This is a genomic window from Enterococcus sp. C50 (assembly GCF_040887505.1).
Taxonomy (GTDB): domain Bacteria; phylum Bacillota; class Bacilli; order Lactobacillales; family Enterococcaceae; genus Enterococcus_B; species Enterococcus_B thailandicus.
Map to the genome: position 1 here is coordinate 287,589 of NZ_JBFOFW010000003.1, position 20,377 is coordinate 307,965.

At 37.3% G+C, this 20,377-nt stretch carries 17 protein-coding genes and 1 pseudogene; 13 read left to right on the forward strand and 5 right to left on the reverse strand.

Translation table 11 applies throughout. The features are described from left to right. Positions 1–31: 31 nt before the first annotated feature. Positions 32–225: pseudogene (locus tag AB3I20_RS06145) on the reverse strand (addiction module antitoxin). 351 nt (positions 226–576) lie between these two features. Between AB3I20_RS06145 and AB3I20_RS06150 the strand changes: the two are divergent. Beyond that, positions 577–1,074 carry a hypothetical protein gene (locus AB3I20_RS06150; protein WP_067482610.1) on the forward strand — a complete coding sequence of 166 codons (498 nt, stop codon included), beginning with the start codon at positions 577–579 and terminating at the stop codon, positions 1,072–1,074. Between the two features lie 570 nt (positions 1,075–1,644). Here the strand turns inward: AB3I20_RS06150 and AB3I20_RS06155 are convergent. Next, a complete protein-coding gene (locus AB3I20_RS06155; protein ID WP_368027094.1) occupies positions 1,645–2,844 on the reverse strand; it encodes an amidohydrolase family protein in 1,200 nt (399 codons plus the stop codon). A 407-nt stretch (positions 2,845–3,251) separates the two neighbouring features. On the opposite strand from AB3I20_RS06155, the gene AB3I20_RS06160 reads away from it, so the two are divergent. The 7 genes from AB3I20_RS06160 to AB3I20_RS06190 all read left to right on the forward strand — a co-directional run bounded on the left by AB3I20_RS06160 (position 3,252) and on the right by AB3I20_RS06190 (position 13,437). Beyond that, the gene (locus AB3I20_RS06160) at positions 3,252–4,580 is read left to right on the forward strand and encodes a Y-family DNA polymerase (protein WP_071868858.1); all 1,329 of its coding nucleotides are present in this window, start codon (positions 3,252–3,254) and stop codon (positions 4,578–4,580) included. Continuing rightward, positions 4,573–4,923, forward strand: coding sequence for a hypothetical protein (locus tag AB3I20_RS06165; protein WP_067482603.1), 351 nt, complete (start codon positions 4,573–4,575; stop codon positions 4,921–4,923). The genes AB3I20_RS06160 and AB3I20_RS06165 overlap by 8 nt, the downstream gene beginning before the upstream one ends. Before the next feature lie 416 nt (positions 4,924–5,339). Continuing rightward, complete coding sequence (locus tag AB3I20_RS06170; protein ID WP_067482601.1) at positions 5,340–6,779, forward strand: glycoside hydrolase family 1 protein; 1,440 nt, start codon at positions 5,340–5,342, stop codon at positions 6,777–6,779. Between the two features lie 268 nt (positions 6,780–7,047). Beyond that, on the forward strand, positions 7,048–9,492 hold the full coding sequence (locus AB3I20_RS06175; protein WP_067482599.1) for a DNA translocase FtsK: 2,445 nt from the start codon (positions 7,048–7,050) through the stop codon (positions 9,490–9,492). Between the two features lie 191 nt (positions 9,493–9,683). After that, complete coding sequence (rlmN, locus tag AB3I20_RS06180) at positions 9,684–10,760, forward strand: 23S rRNA (adenine(2503)-C(2))-methyltransferase RlmN (RefSeq protein ID WP_067482596.1); 1,077 nt, start codon at positions 9,684–9,686, stop codon at positions 10,758–10,760. Positions 10,761–10,905: 145 nt separating this feature from the next. After that, positions 10,906–11,451 carry an aminoglycoside N-acetyltransferase AAC(6')-Ii gene (gene aac(6') / locus AB3I20_RS06185; protein ID WP_067482595.1) on the forward strand — a complete coding sequence of 182 codons (546 nt, stop codon included), beginning with the start codon at positions 10,906–10,908 and terminating at the stop codon, positions 11,449–11,451. 321 nt (positions 11,452–11,772) lie between these two features. Beyond that, the gene (locus tag AB3I20_RS06190; protein ID WP_067482593.1) at positions 11,773–13,437 is read left to right on the forward strand and encodes a peptide ABC transporter substrate-binding protein; all 1,665 of its coding nucleotides are present in this window, start codon (positions 11,773–11,775) and stop codon (positions 13,435–13,437) included. Between the two features lie 83 nt (positions 13,438–13,520). Here the strand turns inward: AB3I20_RS06190 and AB3I20_RS06195 are convergent, their stop codons facing one another. Beyond that, entirely contained in the window at positions 13,521–13,865 is a 345-nt protein-coding gene (locus AB3I20_RS06195) for a DUF3899 domain-containing protein (protein ID WP_067482591.1), read from the reverse strand. An 84-nt stretch (positions 13,866–13,949) separates the two neighbouring features. Here AB3I20_RS06195 and opp3b point away from each other — a divergent pair, with 84 nt between their 5' ends. From opp3b to AB3I20_RS06220, 5 genes are read left to right on the forward strand one after another with little or no spacing between them, the layout of a single operon-like run. Then, on the forward strand, positions 13,950–14,891 hold the full coding sequence (gene opp3b / locus AB3I20_RS06200; protein WP_067482589.1) for an oligopeptide ABC transporter permease: 942 nt from the start codon (positions 13,950–13,952) through the stop codon (positions 14,889–14,891). Further along, positions 14,892–15,935 (forward strand): ABC transporter permease, encoded by a 1,044-nt coding sequence (locus AB3I20_RS06205; RefSeq protein WP_067482587.1) that lies wholly within the window; start codon positions 14,892–14,894, stop codon positions 15,933–15,935. Positions 15,936–15,940: 5 nt separating this feature from the next. Further along, positions 15,941–17,017, forward strand: coding sequence for an ABC transporter ATP-binding protein (locus tag AB3I20_RS06210; RefSeq protein ID WP_067482585.1), 1,077 nt, complete (start codon positions 15,941–15,943; stop codon positions 17,015–17,017). Further along, a complete protein-coding gene (locus tag AB3I20_RS06215) occupies positions 16,992–17,945 on the forward strand; it encodes an ABC transporter ATP-binding protein (RefSeq protein ID WP_067482583.1) in 954 nt (317 codons plus the stop codon). The genes AB3I20_RS06210 and AB3I20_RS06215 overlap by 26 nt, the downstream gene beginning before the upstream one ends. Positions 17,946–17,958: 13 nt before the next feature. Further along, a complete protein-coding gene (locus AB3I20_RS06220) occupies positions 17,959–18,969 on the forward strand; it encodes an RNA-guided endonuclease TnpB family protein (protein WP_067482581.1) in 1,011 nt (336 codons plus the stop codon). Between the two features lie 172 nt (positions 18,970–19,141). On the opposite strand, the gene AB3I20_RS06225 is transcribed toward AB3I20_RS06220, so the two are convergent. Both AB3I20_RS06225 and AB3I20_RS06230 read right to left on the reverse strand, forming a co-directional pair. Beyond that, positions 19,142–19,975 carry an NUDIX hydrolase gene (locus AB3I20_RS06225; RefSeq protein ID WP_067482579.1) on the reverse strand — a complete coding sequence of 278 codons (834 nt, stop codon included), beginning with the start codon at positions 19,973–19,975 and terminating at the stop codon, positions 19,142–19,144. 93 nt (positions 19,976–20,068) lie between these two features. After that, complete coding sequence (locus AB3I20_RS06230; RefSeq protein WP_067482577.1) at positions 20,069–20,347, reverse strand: hypothetical protein; 279 nt, start codon at positions 20,345–20,347, stop codon at positions 20,069–20,071. Between the last annotated feature and the right edge of the window lie 30 nt (positions 20,348–20,377).

Below are 20,377 nucleotides of genomic sequence, written 5' to 3' on the forward strand. Positions count from 1 at the left end.
TTTAGTTAGACTAAGACCTTAATCATAGCTGCTATTGCTCCGCCATAGCAGCAACAATGGAATTGATATCGACCTTCTCTCCTGCCTTAATAATTTTCACTGTACCGTTATCTGAAAAAATGTAGCTAATCGCTTCACCTGTTTTATTCCAAAATGCTCTTTGGCTTCAGCTGGAATTGCGGCGACAGCACTATTACTAGATTTTCTGATTTTTGTATCTTTTATCTTCCATTATACATATCTTCGGTTATTTTATCTTTATAATATTTACATGTGTATTACAAATCAATGGATACATATAAAAATAGAAGAATCTGAGTTCATCGATATTACTAAGTTTTATTTTTATCTTCATTCAGCAACTTTTACTTAGATACAGGTGTTGGTACAATTGATGATAACTTTGTAGCACTTGTTCATTCGAAAGTACCTGAAAATGAACGATATTTTGATTATATTGATCCTAGCAGTGGCGATACTATTGGTGGCGCACATTGTTTCGCCGCTATTGCAGGTTATTTACAGCATGGGTTACCTGATATTAACGGAGCAAACCTTGGCGATGGCTGTGGCTGGTTGGGTGATTTAGATACTTTCCTAATTGATTATTGGAATAAAAAAGATATAATTGAATCTGTTTATAACTTTAGCTATGATTGGATTGGTGGTACGGGTGAAAATGCCAAGAGCTTCTTTTCAAGAGAAGACTTGATTTCTGATGTTGATGCATGGAATATGGCTTACCAAGTACTTAAAAATGAACGATCACTTGCTAGTGCTTTTACAGATTACTTAGGAGAACCTAGTTTATATGGTTATCGTTATACGAATTTTATTGCTACAAGATATGGTGCCACTGAAGATTATATGTTAGAAAGTGCAAAAGAAGCACTGTTAAGTTCAGCCGTAGAACATCCAATTATTTATGGATTTAGAATCGGATTACTTACCCTGTTTGGGGGTTCAGATGCAGCCCTTGGTATTGAACAGGGCGAAGAATCAGTAGAAGCGAAGAAAGATATCTGTAAAGCGTTTAAAGACAAACTTTTGGCTTTAGCAAAAGAAGAAATGTGACCACAGTAGAAACCAAAGAAGCGGAGATGAACAGAGAATGATGGAACTTAGTTATGCATTAATACTATTTTCAACCGTATTTTTTATGGTAATTAATCCATGGATAAGAACGATTTTTTTGTTCATAGGCATATTAACTTGGAATAGCTTCTTTTTTAGTCAATTTTTAGCAATGTTTCAGCAGACGATAACTACCAGTTTCTTGCTAACAATAATGAATTTTTTTGTTTTTCCTCTCTTTTTTCTTGTGATAGGTATACAGATGCTTATCATGGGAATGATTAAAAAAAATTGGAAGAACCTCTTACTGGCGATAACATTATTGATCTTCCTTATTTATACGTATAAACATCCTGAAGTAAGTATTCATTTTAATTTGGTAGATAGCGTGATAAGACTTAGTATTTTAGTAGCGCTATTTTTTAAAGGAAAACTTTTTTTAAAAAATACCAGTAAAAGTGAAATCAGCTAGCTGAATTAGTTAGAACAATTAGGATTGTTTACGTTTATAAATTGTGTTAAATATTTTCAAAATAAAGAGTCTGGGGCTTATGTCCCAGACTCTTTCTGTTAATCGATTGTTACTTTCTTTCCTTTAAAATAGCTAGCTGAAATAGGGATTTTTCGTGCTACAAATTCAGCAGTGGAAGTTGCATCAACTAATGTGAAATTTGCGGGCATGCCGATTTTTACCCAACCATCTGGCTCAATTAGCGGCTGATTCGTCACTAATTCGAGACTTTCAGTAAGTGCTTGCTGACTCGTCAAATTAAAAATTTCGGCATAACGATTTAGTTTATCTAGCACGTCACCATTACCGAAAGGAGACCAGCAATCATAAATATTGTCACAGCCAATGAATGTTTTTACCCCAGCAGTCCTTAATTCTGTTAGGGGTGGGATCACAGGGTTCAGTGGAATGCTTGAGATAATCGTGATGTTATTTTCTGCTAAACGTGGAAACAGTTCTTTTCGTTCACTAGCAGATAAATCTTTCAGCCCATAAGCATGACTGACAGTTACTTTGCCAGCCCAGCCACTTTCTTCAGTTAATGCAATGATCTTTGCAAAAGTTTGGCGAACGTTGTCACCGCGTTCATGCAGGTGAAGGTCGATGGGCGCATCAAATTGTGTAGCCAAATCAAATGTGGTTGTTAATGATTTCTCCAAGTTACCATCAAGACTGAGTGGATCAACTCCGCCGACCAAGCTTGCACCATTTTGCAAAGCTTTTTTCATTTCATCGTAAGCATTTGAACGAAGTAATCCATGTTGTGGAAAGGCAACTAATTCGTACGCCAGTTTATCTGTATACTCAGTTAAAACTTTTTGTGCCCCTTCTAAATAACGTTGACCGACTAAGGGATGAACATCAATATGCGAACGAAAATGCGTGGCGCCATGAAGCAATTCCAAATCGAGCAAATTTTTCATTCGTTCGTCAAAAGAAAGCGGTGCAGATTCTAAATAGTCATACTCTCGAGTAAACCGCTCGACAATAGTTGCTGCCGGCTCGATGGGTGTCCAAGGAATACCCAGTTTACTTTTATCAAAATGACAGTGCATTTCTCTTAATTGGGGCAGAAAAAGTGCATTTTTGCCATCAATAACCTGTCGATTTTTGTCGGGTGTTTCGCCAGCAGTTCGAACAGAAACGATCGTGTCTTGGTTGAATAAAATATCGACTGTTCTCGTTTCCGTTCCATACGTATAATTTCCAGCTGTTAAGTAATTTGTTTCAACACGCACATTTTTTAACAAAATTTCCATTTTTGCACCTCCAAGTATGTATGATTACCATACCTAATTTTTGGAAAAGATACGAATTTTTGGCTTTTGATTAGCTTCTTGGATAAAACGAACACATCCACCAAAAGCACCAACTGATATGCATAAACCAGTTTCAAGCATTTCGGTAACACATTTAGCTATACTTTTTGAAAAAAAGAGGGTCTTGGAAACAAAGTGTGAAGAAAAGTTTTGATTCGTTAGAAATTTTGTCATTTTATTTTCGAAACTAAAAAAGGATTTTTTGTTTGGCAAAGACTATACACGAAAAAGAAAAATCAATCTGGAACCCTTTCTTTCCTGTGTTCTTTTTTGAAAAACTTGGAACAATCAGTTTACAAAGGGAACGTATGTTTGTATAATGAGGGCGTGAAGTGAGGTGTAACGACGTGTTAGACTATTCAAATGAACCAGTGAATGACTATTTCATGATTGATATAAAGAGTTTCTATGCCTCAGTTGAATGTGTTGAACGTGGACTGGATCCCTTAGCAACAGAACTGGTTGTAATGAGCCAAGCTGACAATACTGGTTCAGGACTTATTTTGGCTTCATCACCGATGGCTAAGAAACATTACGGAATCTCCAATGTAAGTCGTCCAAGAGATCTGCCTTCGCCTTTTCCTGATAGCCTAGTTATTGCCGCACCTAGAATGAATTTATACATCAAGAGAAACATGGAAGTGAATGATATTTTTAGGCAGTATGTAACTGATGAAGATTTGTTAATCTATTCAATTGATGAATCTATTTTGAAAGTCACTAAGTCGATGAAGTTATTTACGACAGAAGGAAAAAGTCGGAGTAAGCAGCGAAAACAATTAGCTAGAAAAATTCAACGACATGTTTATCAGAAAATGGGTTTGATCGCAACTGTTGGAATTGGGGACAATCCCTTGCTTGCGAAACTGGCATTAGACAACGAAGCCAAAAAAAATAACGGGTTTATCGCTGAATGGACATATCAAGATATCTCTAAGAAAGTTTGGAACATAGCAGAAATGACCGATTTTTGGGGGATTGGTTCACGAACGAAAAAAAGATTACATCAGATGGGCATTATGTCCATCGAAAATTTAGCTAATTGGAAACCTGATTTACTTAAGAATAAATTTGGTGTGATAGGTCTGCAATTATATTTTCATGCAAATGGTATAGATCGAACCGATATCGCAGTTGCGCCACCACCAACCAAAGAAAAAAGCTATGGCAATTCTCAAATATTACCAAGAGATTATACTAGAAGAAATGAGATTGAGATTGTCGTGAAAGAAATGGCTGAGCAAGTAGCCATTAGAATTCGAAAGCACGGCTGTAAAACAAGTTGTATTCATGTAGGTATTGGCACATCTATATTAGAAGAGAAAGAAGGCTTTTCTCGCCAAATGAAAATACCTTTGACTGATAATACGAAACAGCTACAAATGTATTGCGTGTATTTATTTAATAAATTTTATAATGGTCAAGAAGTTCGCAAAGTCTCCATCTCCTATAGCAAGTTAGTTTATACAGAGTCGATGCAATTGGATTTGTTTAGCAATCCAGAAAAACAAATCAAAGAGGAAAATTTGGATCGAATTATTGATAAAATTCGAGAAAAATATGGTTTTAGCTCAATTGTTCATGCATCTTCTTATCTTGAAGGTGCAAGAAGTATTGACCGAAGTCATTTGGTTGGTGGACACGCTGGTGGAAATGGAGGAATCAATCATGGTTGATTATGAAGATCGTGGAATAATCAAGTGGCAAGGGATGTATTTGTCTGACCATACTGAAAAAATTGCTTGCCAAGCGAAAGAAAAAAGGACAATCAATTTGGCAAAGGTGAAAATGACAAACGAAGAAATCGCTCGAGTCTTAAACAAAGCAATCATCAAAAATAAAGCAGTCGCGATCCAAAAAGAAGAAATGGATGTGGAAGGTCACTATTCTGATGAACTTATCGGACAGATTGATGGTCATGATGAATTAGGGATTTACATTCATTCAAATAAAGTGAATTATGACGAGATCAGGCATGTCGAATTATATACCCCAAAAAAATGGAGTGCGTTAGACTAGGTTTATTTTTGAAAGAATTCGAAAGCCTAGCCATGGTCAGAATATTCTTTCCTGAGTAAGTAAAGCTGTGATTGCTGAAGAAGTATTTTATTTATGAAAGAAGTTGAAAAATAGTTTTGAATTTTTTTCAATCGATTTAAAATAACCTATTATGGTAAGCAATGAAAACAAGCAAATAATGGCTATTTTCACACTGAAGCTCATTGATTTGATTATTCCTGAAATTGAATTTTTACTAGGGATATTTTATTACTACACAAATTATTTGTTTGAATCAGCCTTAATGCCAATAAAACTGAAACACTATCCTTATTTTAAAATGTCTAGTCTTTTTCGATAAAACTCTTTGAACTGAAAGGGGTTTCGTGTTATTCTAAGGTTGTAAGGATTGAATGAAGGAAGAGAGGAAGTAGACAATGGAACATCAAACATTAACTTCATTTCCAAATGATTTTTTATGGGGATCTGCCTCAGCTGCTTACCAAGTCGAAGGTGCTTGGCAAGAAGATGGTAAAGGAGAATCTGTCTGGGATCGGTTTGTCCGAATTCCGGGTAAAACATTTAAAGGTACCAATGGTGATTTAGCGGTCGATCATTATCATCGCTTTCAAGAAGATATTGCTTTAATGAAGGAACAGGGATTGAAAGCTTATCGTTTTTCAATTGCCTGGACTCGAATTTTCCCAACAGGTCGCGGGGAAGTCAATCAAGCTGGGTTAGCCTTTTATCAGGAACTAGTAGACGAGTTGATTAAAAACGACATTGAACCAATGGTTACTTTGTATCATTGGGACTTGCCACAAGCATTGCAAGATGAATACAATGGGTGGGAATCACGCCAAATTATTGAAGACTTTACGAAGTATGCTGAAACTTTATTTGAAGCTTTTCGTGGAAAAGTTCATTATTGGATTAGTTTAAATGAGCAAAATGTCTTCACTTCATTAGGCTACTTACTGGCTGTTCATCCACCAGGTGTAACCGATCCAAAAAGAATGTATGCAGTAAATCACATCGCGAATTTAGCGAATGCTTCTGTAATCAATAAATTCCATGAATTAAAAATGCCAGGAAAAATTGGTCCAAGTTTTGCGTATACGCCAAATTATCCAATCAATAGCGATCCAAAAAATATTTTGGCTGCTGAAAATGCCGAAGATTTAATGGCAAATTATTGGATGGACGTCTACATGTGGGGCAAGTATCCAATTGCTGCAATGAAGTTTTTAGAGGAGCAAGGTTGGGCACCAACGATTGAAGCGGGCGATGAAGAACTGCTAGAATCAGCAAAGCCTGACTTTTTAGGTATCAATTATTATCAGACAGCAACGAATGCATTTAACCCCTTAGATGGCGTTGGCGCAGGTAAAATGAACACAACTGGTAAAAAAGGTTCTTCTGAAGAAACCGGTGTACCGGGAATGTACAAAAAAGTTGAAAATCCTTTTGTGGAACGCACAAATTGGGACTGGGAAATCGATCCAGAAGGGTTAAGAATTGCTCTTCGTCGAATTACCAGCCGTTATCGAACACCTATTTTGATTACCGAAAATGGATTAGGTGAATATGATAAGTTAACTGACGACAAAAAAATCCATGATGAGTATCGAATTAATTATTTGGCGAATCATGTGAAAGCCATCAAAGAAGCAATCTCTGATGGTGCGACGGTTTTAGGTTACTGCACATGGTCCTATACAGATTTGTTAAGTTGGTTGAATGGCTACCAAAAACGTTATGGCTTTGTTTATGTGGATCAAGATGAAACACAAGAAGGATCGCTTGAACGTTACAAAAAAGACAGCTATTATTGGTATCAATCAGTCATTAAAGAAAATGGCGAATCAATCGAATAATAAGAATAATAAAAAATGAAGTCGAAAAGTTGAAACGATAGCTACGTAGCTGTTGTTTCAACTTTTTTGCGAGCAAAAGTTTAACTGAAAAATTCATTCTTGATAATAAAAAAATAAAGCATTCACTTCTTCCATTGTTATAATCAAATTTCTTTCGCATTTTTATGAAAAAATGACGAAATGAAAAGAAAGAGACGAGTTCTTTGAAACAAAACTTTAGTTCCCTTCTTTTTTTTTGTATAATGGGGAATGAAATGAGGGATAAATAATGGCGCAGAAAAAACGTCCTGCAAAGAAAAAGAAAAAGACGAAAAAGCAAAAGCAGCAACAAGAGCAACTCTTGACGATTTTTGTCGGTTTTGCACTGATTTTATTTGCTGCATTTGGTTTTTTAAGATTAGGGTTCTTAGGAACTTTAGTTGCTAATGGTTTTCGAATCTTTGCAGGTAACACTTATCCAATTCTTTGTTTGTTATTAGCCATCACAGGATTCTGGATCATTATCAAGAATACGGAATTAAAGATTGGCAAACCTCGACGTTTGGTAGGAGGTATTTTCTTTTATTTAGGAATATTACTTTTCTTCCACGCTCATTTATTTGGGAAGCTCCACAGTGGAGAACCGAATATTCTTGGCACTACTTGGGATTTATTAGCAAGTGATATTAAGCAAAGTCAAGTCAGTAGTAATGTAGGTGGTGGGATGGTTGGAGCACTGTTGTATCATTTCACTTACTTTTTGATTGCTCAACCAGGTAGCTATCTGGTCGCTGTTTTACTATTGATTGTCGGCGCGTTTTTATTTAGCAATCTTGAAGGGTATCAATTACTAGAGGGCATCCAAACATTAGGGGAGAGACTGCAAGGATTGTTGGAAGGTGACCCAGCAAAACAAGCAAAAAAACAAGCTGAAAAAGCAGAGAGAAAAGAACAACGAGCACAAGCAAGAGAAGCAAAACGTTTGGCTGCTCAAGAAGCAGCTGAGGCAGAAATTGCCGAAATGGAAAAAAATCGGGAACGTCAACAAACAAGAAACGACGAACCAGATGAATTACCAGCGACAGAAACAAACGAACCGAGTTTTGTGCCAATCAATAGCTTCCAAGAACAAATGCAGACGAAGCCACCGATTGAACATACACCTACACAAACAACGTTGCCGATTGATGCGCATGAGGGGCTTGAAGAAGAAGTTCCTGAAGATGACGGCTCTGTTTTAGAGTTTGAGATTGCCGCTGAAGAAGAAAATCATGCGTATGAATTACCGTCTGTTGATTTGCTCGATTCGATTCCAGCAGTGGACCAAAGTGACGAGTATAAGAAAATCGAAAAAAATATTGGTGTGCTAGAACAAACTTTCCAAAGTTTTGGCGTAGATGCCAAAGTAGTGAAAGCGAGTCTTGGTCCTTCCGTTACGAAATTCGAAGTACAGCCTGCCGTTGGTGTAAAGGTAAGCAAAATTGTTAACTTAACTGATGATATTGCCTTAGCTTTGGCAGCAAAAGATGTGCGGATGGAAGCGCCAATTCCAGGTAAATCTTTGATTGGGATTGAGGTTCCTAATGGCAAAATCAGTATGGTTTCGTTTAGAGAAGTAATTGAAGCACAGCCAAAACATCCGGATAAACTTTTGGAAGTACCATTAGGTCGTGATGTTTCTGGTCGCGTACAAACAGCTGATTTAAGCAAAATGCCTCACTTACTTGTGGCAGGTTCCACCGGTAGTGGGAAGTCTGTTGCAATCAATGGCATTATCACAAGTATCTTGATGCAGGCAAAACCACATGAGGTCAAATTAATGATGATTGATCCGAAAATGGTTGAGTTGAATATGTACAATGGGATTCCGCATCTTTTAACGCCCGTTGTAACAAATCCAAGAAAAGCAGCACAAGCTTTACAAAAAGTTGTTCAAGAAATGGAAGAACGTTACGAAAAATTTGCCGCTACAGGAGTCAGAAATATTTCTGGGTACAATGAATTTGTACAACAAAAGAATTTAGAAGATGGCACGAAGCATCCGACATTACCGTTTATTGTGGTAATCGTTGATGAATTAGCAGACTTGATGATGGTTGCCAGTAATGAAGTTGAGGATGCAATCATTCGTTTGGCACAAATGGCTCGGGCTGCTGGGATCCATATGATTCTAGCAACACAACGCCCTAGTGTGGATGTTATCACGGGGATTATCAAAGCTAATGTTCCTTCGCGAATGGCTTTTGCAGTTTCTAGTGGGACTGACTCTCGTACGATCATTGATTCAAATGGGGCAGAAAAATTACTTGGACGTGGTGATATGCTCTTCTTACCAATGGGAGAAAATAAACCAATCCGTGTTCAAGGCGCCTTCATCTCTGATCATGAAGTCGAACGCGTCGTAAGTTTTGTAACAGCACAACAAGAAGCACGTTATGAAGAAAAAATGATGCCAACAGATGAGGTCGAGACCACTGGTACTCCAGAACAACCACAAGATGAGTTATATGAAGAAGCGAAAGCTTTGGTTGTTGAGATGCAAACGGCAAGTATTTCTTTATTGCAAAGAAGATTTAGAATTGGCTACAATCGTGCAGCACGTCTAGTAGATGAACTAGAAACGCATGGTGTGGTAGGCCCCTCAGAAGGAAGCAAGCCAAGAAAAGTCTTTATTGAGCAATTAGAAGATTCAATGAATGATTTACCAGAAGGACAGCCAGAGGATCATCTATAATTAATAGAAACAAAAAATTATATGTGTGTAAAAAAAAACAGCCAACACAGAGAATACTCCGTGCTGGCTGGTTTTTTTAGTTGGACTTCACTACGAAAGAACAAGTGAAGGATCTCGCAAACTTTCTTGCATTCCCAGATAGAATCAGTTATAGTATGTAGCGAAACTTTGAGAAAAAGAGGGAAATAATTTTGGAAAAAACGTCCATTTATGGCTTGACGAATGAAGAACTAACAAATTGGTTTATCAACAATGGCGAAAAGAAATTCCGTGCAGCCCAAGTTTGGGAATGGCTTTATCAAAAACGGGTGACAGCGTTTTCAGAAATGACCAATTTATCAAAAAATTTGATTGAAAAACTAACAGAAAACTTTGTGATTAATCCATTAAAACAAATGGTTGTGCAAGAAGCAGCTGACGGAACAGTCAAATATTTATTTGAATTACCGGATAAGAATATGATTGAGACTGTCTTGATGCGTCAAGAGTATGGTCTGTCCGTTTGTGTTACAACTCAGGTTGGCTGTAATATTGGCTGTACCTTCTGTGCTAGCGGATTACTGAAAAAAAATCGTGATTTAACTGCAGGAGAAATCGTTGCTCAAATCATGATGGTTCAACATTATTTTGATGAACGCGGAGAAGGTGAACGAGTATCTCACGTTGTTGTAATGGGGATTGGTGAACCATTTGATAACTATGATAACGTGATGGATTTCTTGCATATTATCAACGATGCGAAAGGTCTAGCAATCGGGGCACGTCACATCACTGTGTCAACGAGTGGCTTAGCAAATAAAATCAAAGAATTTGCCGATAATGGGCTGCAAGTAAACTTAGCAATCTCCTTACATGCACCCAATAATGAAGTTCGTACGTCAATCATGCGAATCAATCGAAGCTTTCCAATCGAAAAATTGATGGAAGCAGTTGATGAATACCTTGAGAAAACGAATCGTCGAATCACGTTTGAATACATTATGTTGAACAACGTGAATGATCGGCCAGAACACGCACAGCAGTTAGCAGATTTGTTACAGGATAAGAAAAAATTAGCATATGTCAATCTGATTCCATACAACCCAGTAAGTGAACATGACCAGTATTCACGTAGCCCTAAGGCAGATGTTTTGAAATTTTATGATGTCTTGAAGAAAAATGGGGTCAACTGTGTCGTTCGTAAAGAACACGGGACAGATATTGATGCAGCTTGTGGTCAATTGCGTAGCAAGCAGATGAAGAAAGAGAAAAAAGTAGCAGGTAAGTAAGAAACTGCTGTTTATTATTAGAAGACGTGACTTGTTCACGTCTTCTTTTTTATCTAAAATGATCGATCATTTTTTAAACGTCAAGAAGAAATCTTTGGGTTTTTCCATAATCATTGCTAAAATAAGTTGGAACGGGGGGAAACAAATGATTATTACTGAATTCGATCGTGACGATCTCGATCTGCGAGACCAACTTGCAGATTTATTGAGATTAACTTGGCCAGAAGAATATGGTACCGATGCGACAAAAGAAGTTGACCAGTTGATGGAACCAGATCGCATTGCTGTTTCTGCCTTAGATGGAGATACGCTGATTGGTTTTGTTGGAGCGATTCCTCAATACCGATTGACAGGCTGGGAATTGCATCCCTTAGTAGTAGAGAGCACTCGAAGGAGAAATCAAATTGGTACCAGACTTGTGACATACCTAGAAAAAGAAGTAACATCAAAAGGTGGAATCACGATGTACTTAGGTACAGATGATCTGGATCATGGAACAACGTTAAGTTATGAGAATTTATTTGAGCATACTTTTGATAAAGCAAAAGCCATTCAAAATTTGAAAAGTCATCCTTATGAGTTTTATGAGAAAATGGGGTATCAAATTGTTGGCGTGATTCCAGATGCAAATGGCTGGAATAAACCTGATATTTGGATGGCAAAAGGTCTTGTGCCAAGACCAACCACATAAAAAGAAGAAAAAAATGAGAAAGAGCCGTGCAAGAAAATGACTTGTACGGCTCTTTTTTTGAGCAAAAACCGAACATTAAAACCTTTTTTTAAGAAATCAAATCTTTTTTGCGTATTATTTTATTGAAAATAAAAAATTGTTATTTTCTTTATAAATAAAGGGAATTTTCTGAAAAATCTAACGAAAAATACTGATTAAAGAGATTATTTTAAGAAAAAAGAGAAAAAAGTAGTTGCTTTTTTAATAATTGTTCATTAAACTCTTAAACAACTTCAGAAATATTTAATTATTCTGAAAATTCCGATAAAAGGGGTACGAAAGATGAAAAAGAAAGTAACTTTTGGTTTTGTTGCGGTTTGTGGCCTTGTCCTTGCTGGCTGTTATGGTGGCAGCTCAGATACAGGGAGCAGTAATACAAAAAGCAGTGGTTCTGCTAGTGGAGGCGGCGTATTTAATTTAGTTGTACCTCAAGAAATGCCAACAGCTGATTTATCTGTTGCGACAGATACAATTAGTTTTACAGCGTTGAACAACGTATATGAAGGAATTTATCGTCTTGATAAAGATAGTAAACCACAACCTGCAGGTGCAAGTGAGTTGGCAGACGTCAGCGAAGATGGTTTAACTTATAAAATCAAATTACGTGAAGATGCAAAATGGTCGAACGGTGAACCGGTAACAGCAGCAGATTATGTTTATGGCTGGCAACGTACGGTTGATCCAAAAACAGCATCTGAATATGCGTATCTATTTGAACCAGTTGCTAATGCAGCAGACATCACAGCTGGTAAAAAAGATAAATCAGAGTTAGGCATCAAAGCGAATGGTGATCACGAATTAGAAATCACGCTAACAAAACAAACACCTTATTTCCAATATTTACTCGCTTTCCCATCTTTCTTCCCGCAAAGTCAAGCTGTTGTTGAAGAAAACGGTGATGCTTATGCTTCAGCAAGTGACAAAGCAGTATACAATGGTCCATTCACATTAGAAGACTTTGATGGTCCAGGAACGGATACAGAATGGACATACAAGAAAAATGATGAATACTGGGATAAGGACGAAGTGAAGTTATCAGAAGTCAAAGTCAGTGTAGTAAAAGAATCTTCTACTTCATTGAATCTCTTTAAAGATGGTCAAGCAGATGATGTTATTTTATCAGGTGAGTTAGCACAACAAAATGCAAATGATCCAGCGTATACATCTGTGAAAGAAGCTCGTACAAGTTATATCGAGTTTAACCAACGTGAAGAAGACTCTCCATTCAACAATGCTGATTTGCGAAAAGCGATTTCTTACTCAATCAATCGCGATGCATTAGTAAAACAAGTTATGGGGGATGGCTCGGTTGCATCAACTGGCTTAATTCCAGCAGACATGACAAAAAATCCTGATACAAACGAAGACTTTGCCAAAGAAGCTGGTGATTTAGTTTCTTATGATAAAGACAAAGCAAAAGAACATTGGGAAAAAGCGAAGAAAGAGCTAGGGATTGATTCACTCGAATTTGAGTTGATGGCATCAGATGATGACTCAACGAAAAAAGTAATTGAATATATCCAAAACTCAATTCAAGAAAATTTAGATGGTGTGAAAGTTAAACCAGTTCCAGTACCGTTCTCTGTTCGTTTGGATCGTTCATCATCAGGTGATTTTGACACAGTATTAGGTGGTTGGGGTGCTGACTACGCAGATCCAAGTAGCTTTACTGATCTGTTCGTAACAGGAAACTCTTATAACCGTGGACAATGGAGTAATGAAGAGTATGACAAAGTAGTGAAAGCATCTTCTTCAACTGATGCCGGCGATGAAAAAGCGCGTTGGGATGATTTGCAAGAAGCAAACAAAATCATTGCTGATGATATGGGTGTAGCACCAGTTTACCAAAAGGCTGAAGGTCATTTAGTTAATGAAAAAGTTAAAGGAATCGTGCATCACGCAGCTGGGGCTTCATGGGATTACAAGTGGACATATATCGAAGAATAACCACTTTTATTCGTTAACAATTGAAGATGAGAAAAAACAGGGTAGGTCATTGATCCAACGACACACCCTGTTCTCATCAACAATTATAAAAGAGCGAATAGCATGAAGAGAATTGAAAAAATAAGTAAAATCCCGGCAATAATCAGCCAAAAGCTGTACATACCATGGCTGGCAGATGAAAGCAGCGAGAACTCTGGTTTTTTCTTCCGGTTTCTTGTTCGAGCTAGGTGAATCGATCGTTGAAAATGATCAAAGAAACCCGAGGAAAAAACCCATAAAAATCCGCCGATAATCAAAAACGGCAACGCGCATAAGAAAGAATCATTTGATAATTGTAGAAAAGTTAATTGATTGGTTAAAAAATTTTTTATCAAAATGAGGACCATCAACAAAATGGAAATGGCATAGGGAAGATACTTTTTGTTCATTTTTTTGCTCCTTTATCAGTGGGTTCATTACTTAATAATGTAGCGAAACATTTGTCAGAAGTCAAAAGCTAGGGGGAAACATCTGTGAATAGTTATATAAAATATGTTTTAAAACGTGTCTTCTTCATGATGATCACGCTGTGGCTGATTGCCACCATCACTTTTTTCTTAATGCAGTTATTACCAGGAACACCTTATACCAATCAGGAACGCTTGAGTCCTGAAACGATTGAAATGTTGAATAAACAAGTAGGTTTAGATAAGCCGGTACTTGTTCAATATGGCATTTATCTTTCTAATCTACTTCAAGGTGACTTTGGTATTTCTTTCCAATTTAAAAACCAACCTGTGGCTAATTTATTAGCAGGCAGAATTGGACCTTCTTTACAGTTAGGTTTACAAGCAATTATTGTTGGGACATTTGTTGGAACGATTTTAGGAACGATTTCCGCAATGAAGCAAAACACTTGGGTCGACAGTTCGTCAACCTTGATTGCAATCTTAGGACGTTCGATTCCTAACTTTGTGTTTGCGGTATTGCTTCAATATGTGTTTGCAATGAAATTACACATTTTACCAATCGCAAAATGGGATGGATTCGCTTATACCATTTTACCGACAATCGCTTTAGCGATGTCCCCGCTTGCCGATTCCGCCCGCTTTATTCGAACCGAAATGGTTGAAGTTCTTCATAGTGATTATGTTGAATTAGCTAGAGCAAAAGGGCTAAGTCGTTGGGAAATTGCCTTTAAACATGGCTTAAGAAATAGTTTGATTCCATTGATGACTTTATTAGGACCACTGGCAGTTGCTTTGATGACTGGTTCATTAGTGGTTGAAAATATTTTTGCCATTCCTGGAATCGGGGAACAATTTGTTAAATCAATTACCACAAATGACTATCCGACAATCATGGCTGTGACAATTCTTTATTCATTTATGTTGATTTTTGTCATCTTAGTCGTTGATTTATTGTATGGATTAGTTGATCCAAGAATTCGTGTTTCTGAAGGGAGTCGAGGATAGATGGAAATGGTACCAAAACGCTATGAAACAGTTGCGGAGATTCCTGCAGACGAGTTTCTTCCTTTACAAAAAAATACCGAAGCTGAGCGTGAACAGATTTCTGCTCCTTCGCTGAATTTCTTACAAGATTCTTGGCGTCGATTGAAGAAAAATAAAGCGGCAGTGGTTTCAATGGTCTTACTAACGACGATTATTTTGATTTCAATCGTGACAATTTTTGTTTCACCGCATAATCCGACTGCACAAAATGTTGATTATATCAACTTACCGCCACGTATTCCTGGTATCAGTATTGATGGTCTAAACGGAAAAGCGATGGTTGGTGGCGAGTTAGTCGATAAATATGCACAGGCAAATGTTCCAGCAAATGTGAACTTTCTTTTAGGAACAGATGGCCTAGGTCGTGATGTGCTGAGTCGCTTGTTTATGGGGACGAGAATCTCTCTATTGATTGCATTTATCGCAGCTATTCTAGACGTGACGATTGGTGTTGCTTATGGATTGGTTTCTGGTCTTTTAGGTGGACGTGTAGATAATGCAATGCAACGCTTTTTGGAAATCTTATCTGGGATTCCTAACTTAGTTGTAATGATTTTGATGCTGGTTGTATTTGAGCCAGGAATTTTTTCAATCGTAGCAGCGATGGCAATCACGAACTGGATTCCAATGGCACGGATTGTTCGTGCACAGACATTGAAATTGAAAGATCAAGAATATGTTTTAGCTGGTTTGACTTTGGGTGAATCAAAGTTGAAAATCGCGTTCAAACATATCTTACCGAATATCTCAAGTGTGATTATTATTCAAATGATGTTTAGTATCCCATCAGCTATTTTCTTCGAAGCATTCCTAAGTTTCATCGGGCTAGGTTTAACACCACCGTCTGCTTCATTAGGAACAATGCTAAGTGATGGCTACAAAACGTTCTTATATCTGCCATATCTGTTATGGATTCCGGCAGCAACTTTATCGGTTATCATGATTGGCTTTAACTTATTAGCTGATGGATTACGTGATGCCTTCGATCCTAAAATGAAAGAGTGAGAATTATGACGAAAATTTTAGAAGTGAAAGATTTAGAAATTTCTTTTGACACTTATGCTGGTAAAGTTCGAGCAATTCGCGGTGTTAATTTTCACTTGAATAAAGGAGAAACTTTGGCAATCGTTGGTGAATCTGGGAGTGGAAAATCTGTTACAACTCGGAGTATCATGCGACTTCTGTCAAGTAATGCCAACATTGACGCTGGTCAGATCCTATTTAAAGGAGAAGACATTGTTAACAAATCCGAAAAAGAAATGCAAAAAATTCGCGGAAAAGAAATTGCGATGATTTTCCAAGATCCAATGACATCGTTAGATCCAACGATGACGATTGGAAAGCAAGTAGCGGAATCTTTACGCAAACATAATAAAGTATCAAAAAAAGATGGCGAAAAAGCAGCGCTAGACCTACTAAATTTAGTTGGGATTCCAGAAGCTGAAAAACGAATCAAAAGCTACCCACATCAGTTTTCAGGTGGGCAGCGTCAACGGATCGTGATTGCGATTGCTTTGATTTGTTATCCAGAAATCTTGATTGCAGATGAACCAACAACCGCGTTAGACGTAACAATCCAAGCACAAATTTTAGAATTACTCAAAGAAATTCAAACAAAAATTGATACATCAATTATTTTTATTACCCATGACCTTGGTGTAGTGGCAAATGTCGCTGACCGAGTGGCTGTTATGTATGGTGGGAAAATCATCGAAGTAGGAACTTCGGAAGAAATTTTTTATAATCCACAACATCCTTATACTTGGGGATTACTTGGTTCAATGCCGACGTTGGAAAGTACAAGCAAACAGCTTTATGCGATTCCTGGTTCACCTCCAGATTTGTTGAATCCACCAAAAGGAGACGCATTTTATCCACGTAATGAATATGCTTTGAAAATCGATGCAGAGCAAGAGCCACCATTTTTTGAATTATCTGCAACACACAAAGCAGCAACTTGGTTATTAGCACCACAAGCACCAAAAGTTCTGCCGCCAGAAGAAATTCAACGTCGTTGGGCAATTTTTAAAGAAAAACAAGGGAGCCAAGGGGGAATAGTGGATGAAAAAAAAGCTACTCGAGGTTAAAGGTCTAAAACAATATTTCAACATTGGCAAAAAAAATGAAGTGCATGCGGTTAATGACATCAGTTTTCACATTTATGAAGGGGAAACGTTTGGATTAGTTGGTGAATCTGGGAGTGGAAAGTCGACGACCGGTCGGACAATCATTCGTTTAAATGAGCCAACTGGTGGCGAAATTTTATTTGATGGACAAGATGTGACAAAAATCAAAGGAAAAAAAGAAATGACGAAATTTCGTCATGAAGTCCAAATGATTTTTCAAGATCCATACGCATCCTTAAATCCGAGAATGAAAGTTCGTGACATTATTGCAGAAGGTATTGATGTGAACGGCTTAGCGAAGTCGCCACAGGAGCGTGCGCAAAAAGTCGATGATTTATTAAAAACAGTTGGGTTAAACCCGAGTCACGGAACGCGCTATCCTCATGAATTTTCAGGTGGACAACGTCAACGGATTGGCATTGCTCGAGCGTTAGCAGTCAATCCACGTTTTGTTATTTGTGATGAGCCTATTTCTGCACTAGATGTGTCCATTCAGGCTCAAGTAGTAAATTTATTACAAGACTTACAAGAAGAACAGAATTTAACTTACTTATTTATTGCCCATGATTTATCAATGGTGAAACACATTAGCGATCGCATTGGCGTTATGCACAATGGCTTGTTGTTAGAGATGGGAACAAGTGACGAAATTTATAACTTTGGTGTTCATCCATACACCGAAAGTTTGTTGTCTGCTATTCCATTACCAGATCCAGACCATGAGAGACAGCGCCGTCGAATCAAATACCAGCCAGAACCAGATGATAATCAAGTACGTACATTAAGAGAAATTGCACCAGAACATTTTGTGTACGCAACAGAACAAGAAGTTGCCTACTATGCGAAAAAATTGCAACGAAAAAAAGAAAACTTACTCGTAGCAAACTAGGGGGTAAGTGCTAATGCTCAAAGCCTTTAAATTCCGGATGTATCCCACCGATGAACAAAAAAAGTGGTTAATTCAAAATTTTGGTTGTGTTCGGTTCACCTATAATCATTTATTACTTTCACGACAAGAAACTTACAAGCAACTAGGTGTGATTGATTATTCGTTGACACCAGCTGCTTTGAAAAAACGTTATTCGTTTTTAAAAGAGGCGGATAGTTTGGCATTAGCCAATGCTCAGTTGAATTTGGATCGTGCGTTTCGCAATTATTTTAAAGGACGAGCCAGCTTTCCAAAGTTGAAAAGTAAGAAGAGTATGTGGCAATCTTATACCACAAATAACCAAGGACACACCATTTATTTAGAAGGAAATCAATTAAAATTACCAAAGCAAAAAAAGTTGTTCAACGTGCATGTCCACCGGCCAATCGAAGGAACAATTCGTTCAGCTACGATTTCTTCACGATATAATGAAGAGTTTTATGTTTCATTTTTATGTGAAGTTCCGCTGAATAAAAGACAGAAAACCAATGAATGGGTGGGAATCGCGTATTGCCCCAAAGGCTTAGTCGAAACTTCGCAGAAAATTGAGGTTGTTGCACCTAAACTTTTGGTGACAAATCAAAAAATCGCTGTAGCAGAAAGAAAATTGAGTATTCGAGCAAAAGCAGCTCAACAACGAAAAAAGGCTTTAGAACGAGCAAAAAATTATCAAAAACAAAAAAGAAAAGTGCTGAATCTGTATCAAAAACAAAAATATCAACGGGAAGACTACTTAGAACAGCTTTCTGCTATTCTGGTGAATAAATTTGATTATTTGTTTATTGAATCATTACCAGATGAAAAGCTTGCTTCTGATTTTTCAGTGCAAGACTGGCACAAACTGTTGACCAAATTGAGGTATAAAGCAGAATGGTATCAAAAAACTTTTATTTTGATTAATACACAAGATATCCACAGTCATTCTGCACAAGAAAAGAGTCGGCTGTTGGAACGAATTGGGAAACAATTACTTTTTGATGTCTAAACTGGTAGGAGCGCCAGAGTTCGCCTTGCTAATAAAAAGTTTTTAAAACTTTTGTTTCTAGGAATTTTCTTTTCGCTTAAAGAGAAAGCTCACTAATTATGAGAAACCAAAAACCAAGGACTGTAACATAAATCAGCAATGATTTTGTGTTACAGTCCTTGGTTTTTACCGATTAATTTTCCATTTTTGGATGGTGTTCAGGTTTTAATTGATAGATTTTTGATGGACGACCGATTCCAACGGGGCGTTCACCGATTTCGTCAAAATATTGCAACATTGCCTTTTTAAAATTTGAGTGGTCGATTGTTTTAAAATCAATTCCTAAAAATTTTGCAAACACTTTGCGAGCTTCAGTAATTGTAAAATCCTTGCCTAATACTTGAAGGACTTGTGGCTCATGTTCCATTTTATTGACGATACGGTTAAAGGCTTTTAACACGATGAAACTGTGGTCAAATGCTAACTTATCTTTTCCAGTTGATTGGCCAGTTGCTAAATCAAGTGCGATTGAGACATCGCCACTGGTCAAGTGGATTTGATTCATTTGTCGTTCTAAAGTGAACCAGCGAACCTCTTTGGCGTCATCTCCGGCAATCAAAGGTTCTTCACCAATAAAGGCAAGATAGCTGACCGTCACGACCCAGCCACGTGGATCACGATCAGGTGTGCTGAATGTATGAAGCTGTTCGATATTTTCCTTAGAAATAATAACTCCAGTTTCTTCTTGTGTTTCGCGTAAGACACTTTCACCAGTTGACTCATCTCGTTGGACAAAGCCACCAGGCAATGCCCAAGAGTTTCGATAAGGATGCCCTTTTCTTTGAATCAAAAGAATTTTTAACTGATCTTCTTCTTTGTTGTAACACATCAAAACGATGTCGACAGTCAAAGAAGGTTTGTCGTATTCAGGGCGTTCTTGTGCTTGATACCAAGTTAAAAAATCTTCTTCGCTGGCTTCTTGTTCATAATATAGTTTTTCTTCTTCTTTAGAAGCAAATTCTTTCATTCTGACACCTCCACTGCCGATAAAAGTACATTTTACTTTATTGTAGCAGACTCTTGGAAAAAACCAAGGACTTCCCGCAAAATTTCGTGGTTATCAAAGATGAAAAATGAATGGTAAAACTAAATTGACTAAAAAGAACAGTAGATAAAAAGGTAAAAACTTCATTTTTTCTTCACGAAGTGCAAAGAACCCGCAAATAATGATAAATAAATCGAATGCGATACGAAAGAGATTCGAAACAAGAAGGAAACTATTCAAGTTACCATTTAAGTTAAAGTAACCATACATCCTTATATAAAAATAACTAAAAAATAAGTGAGCAATTGTCAGTACTGCGATACTAATCATAAAAATCGTGTGTTTTTTCTGCATAATCATTCCTACCTTTGTTCATTGGTTTTT

Excerpts from the sequence above, each read along its gene's own strand:
- AB3I20_RS06155 (WP_368027094.1), bottom strand. The coding sequence starts at position 2,844 with ATGGAAATTTTGTTAAAAAATGTGCGTGTTGAAACAAATTACTTAACA.
- AB3I20_RS06165 (WP_067482603.1), top strand. The coding sequence starts at position 4,573 with ATGGTTGATTATGAAGATCGTGGAATAATCAAGTGGCAAGGGATGTAT.
- AB3I20_RS06170 (WP_067482601.1), top strand. The coding sequence starts at position 5,340 with ATGGAACATCAAACATTAACTTCATTTCCAAATGATTTTTTATGGGGA.
- AB3I20_RS06175 (WP_067482599.1), top strand. The coding sequence starts at position 7,048 with ATGGCGCAGAAAAAACGTCCTGCAAAGAAAAAGAAAAAGACGAAAAAG.
- AB3I20_RS06190 (WP_067482593.1), top strand. The coding sequence starts at position 11,773 with ATGAAAAAGAAAGTAACTTTTGGTTTTGTTGCGGTTTGTGGCCTTGTC.
- AB3I20_RS06195 (WP_067482591.1), bottom strand. The coding sequence starts at position 13,865 with ATGAACAAAAAGTATCTTCCCTATGCCATTTCCATTTTGTTGATGGTC.
- AB3I20_RS06205 (WP_067482587.1), top strand. The coding sequence starts at position 14,892 with ATGGAAATGGTACCAAAACGCTATGAAACAGTTGCGGAGATTCCTGCA.
- AB3I20_RS06210 (WP_067482585.1), top strand. The coding sequence starts at position 15,941 with ATGACGAAAATTTTAGAAGTGAAAGATTTAGAAATTTCTTTTGACACT.
- AB3I20_RS06215 (WP_067482583.1), top strand. The coding sequence starts at position 16,992 with ATGAAAAAAAAGCTACTCGAGGTTAAAGGTCTAAAACAATATTTCAAC.
- AB3I20_RS06220 (WP_067482581.1), top strand. The coding sequence starts at position 17,959 with ATGCTCAAAGCCTTTAAATTCCGGATGTATCCCACCGATGAACAAAAA.
- AB3I20_RS06225 (WP_067482579.1), bottom strand. The coding sequence starts at position 19,975 with ATGAAAGAATTTGCTTCTAAAGAAGAAGAAAAACTATATTATGAACAA.
- AB3I20_RS06230 (WP_067482577.1), bottom strand. The coding sequence starts at position 20,347 with ATGCAGAAAAAACACACGATTTTTATGATTAGTATCGCAGTACTGACA.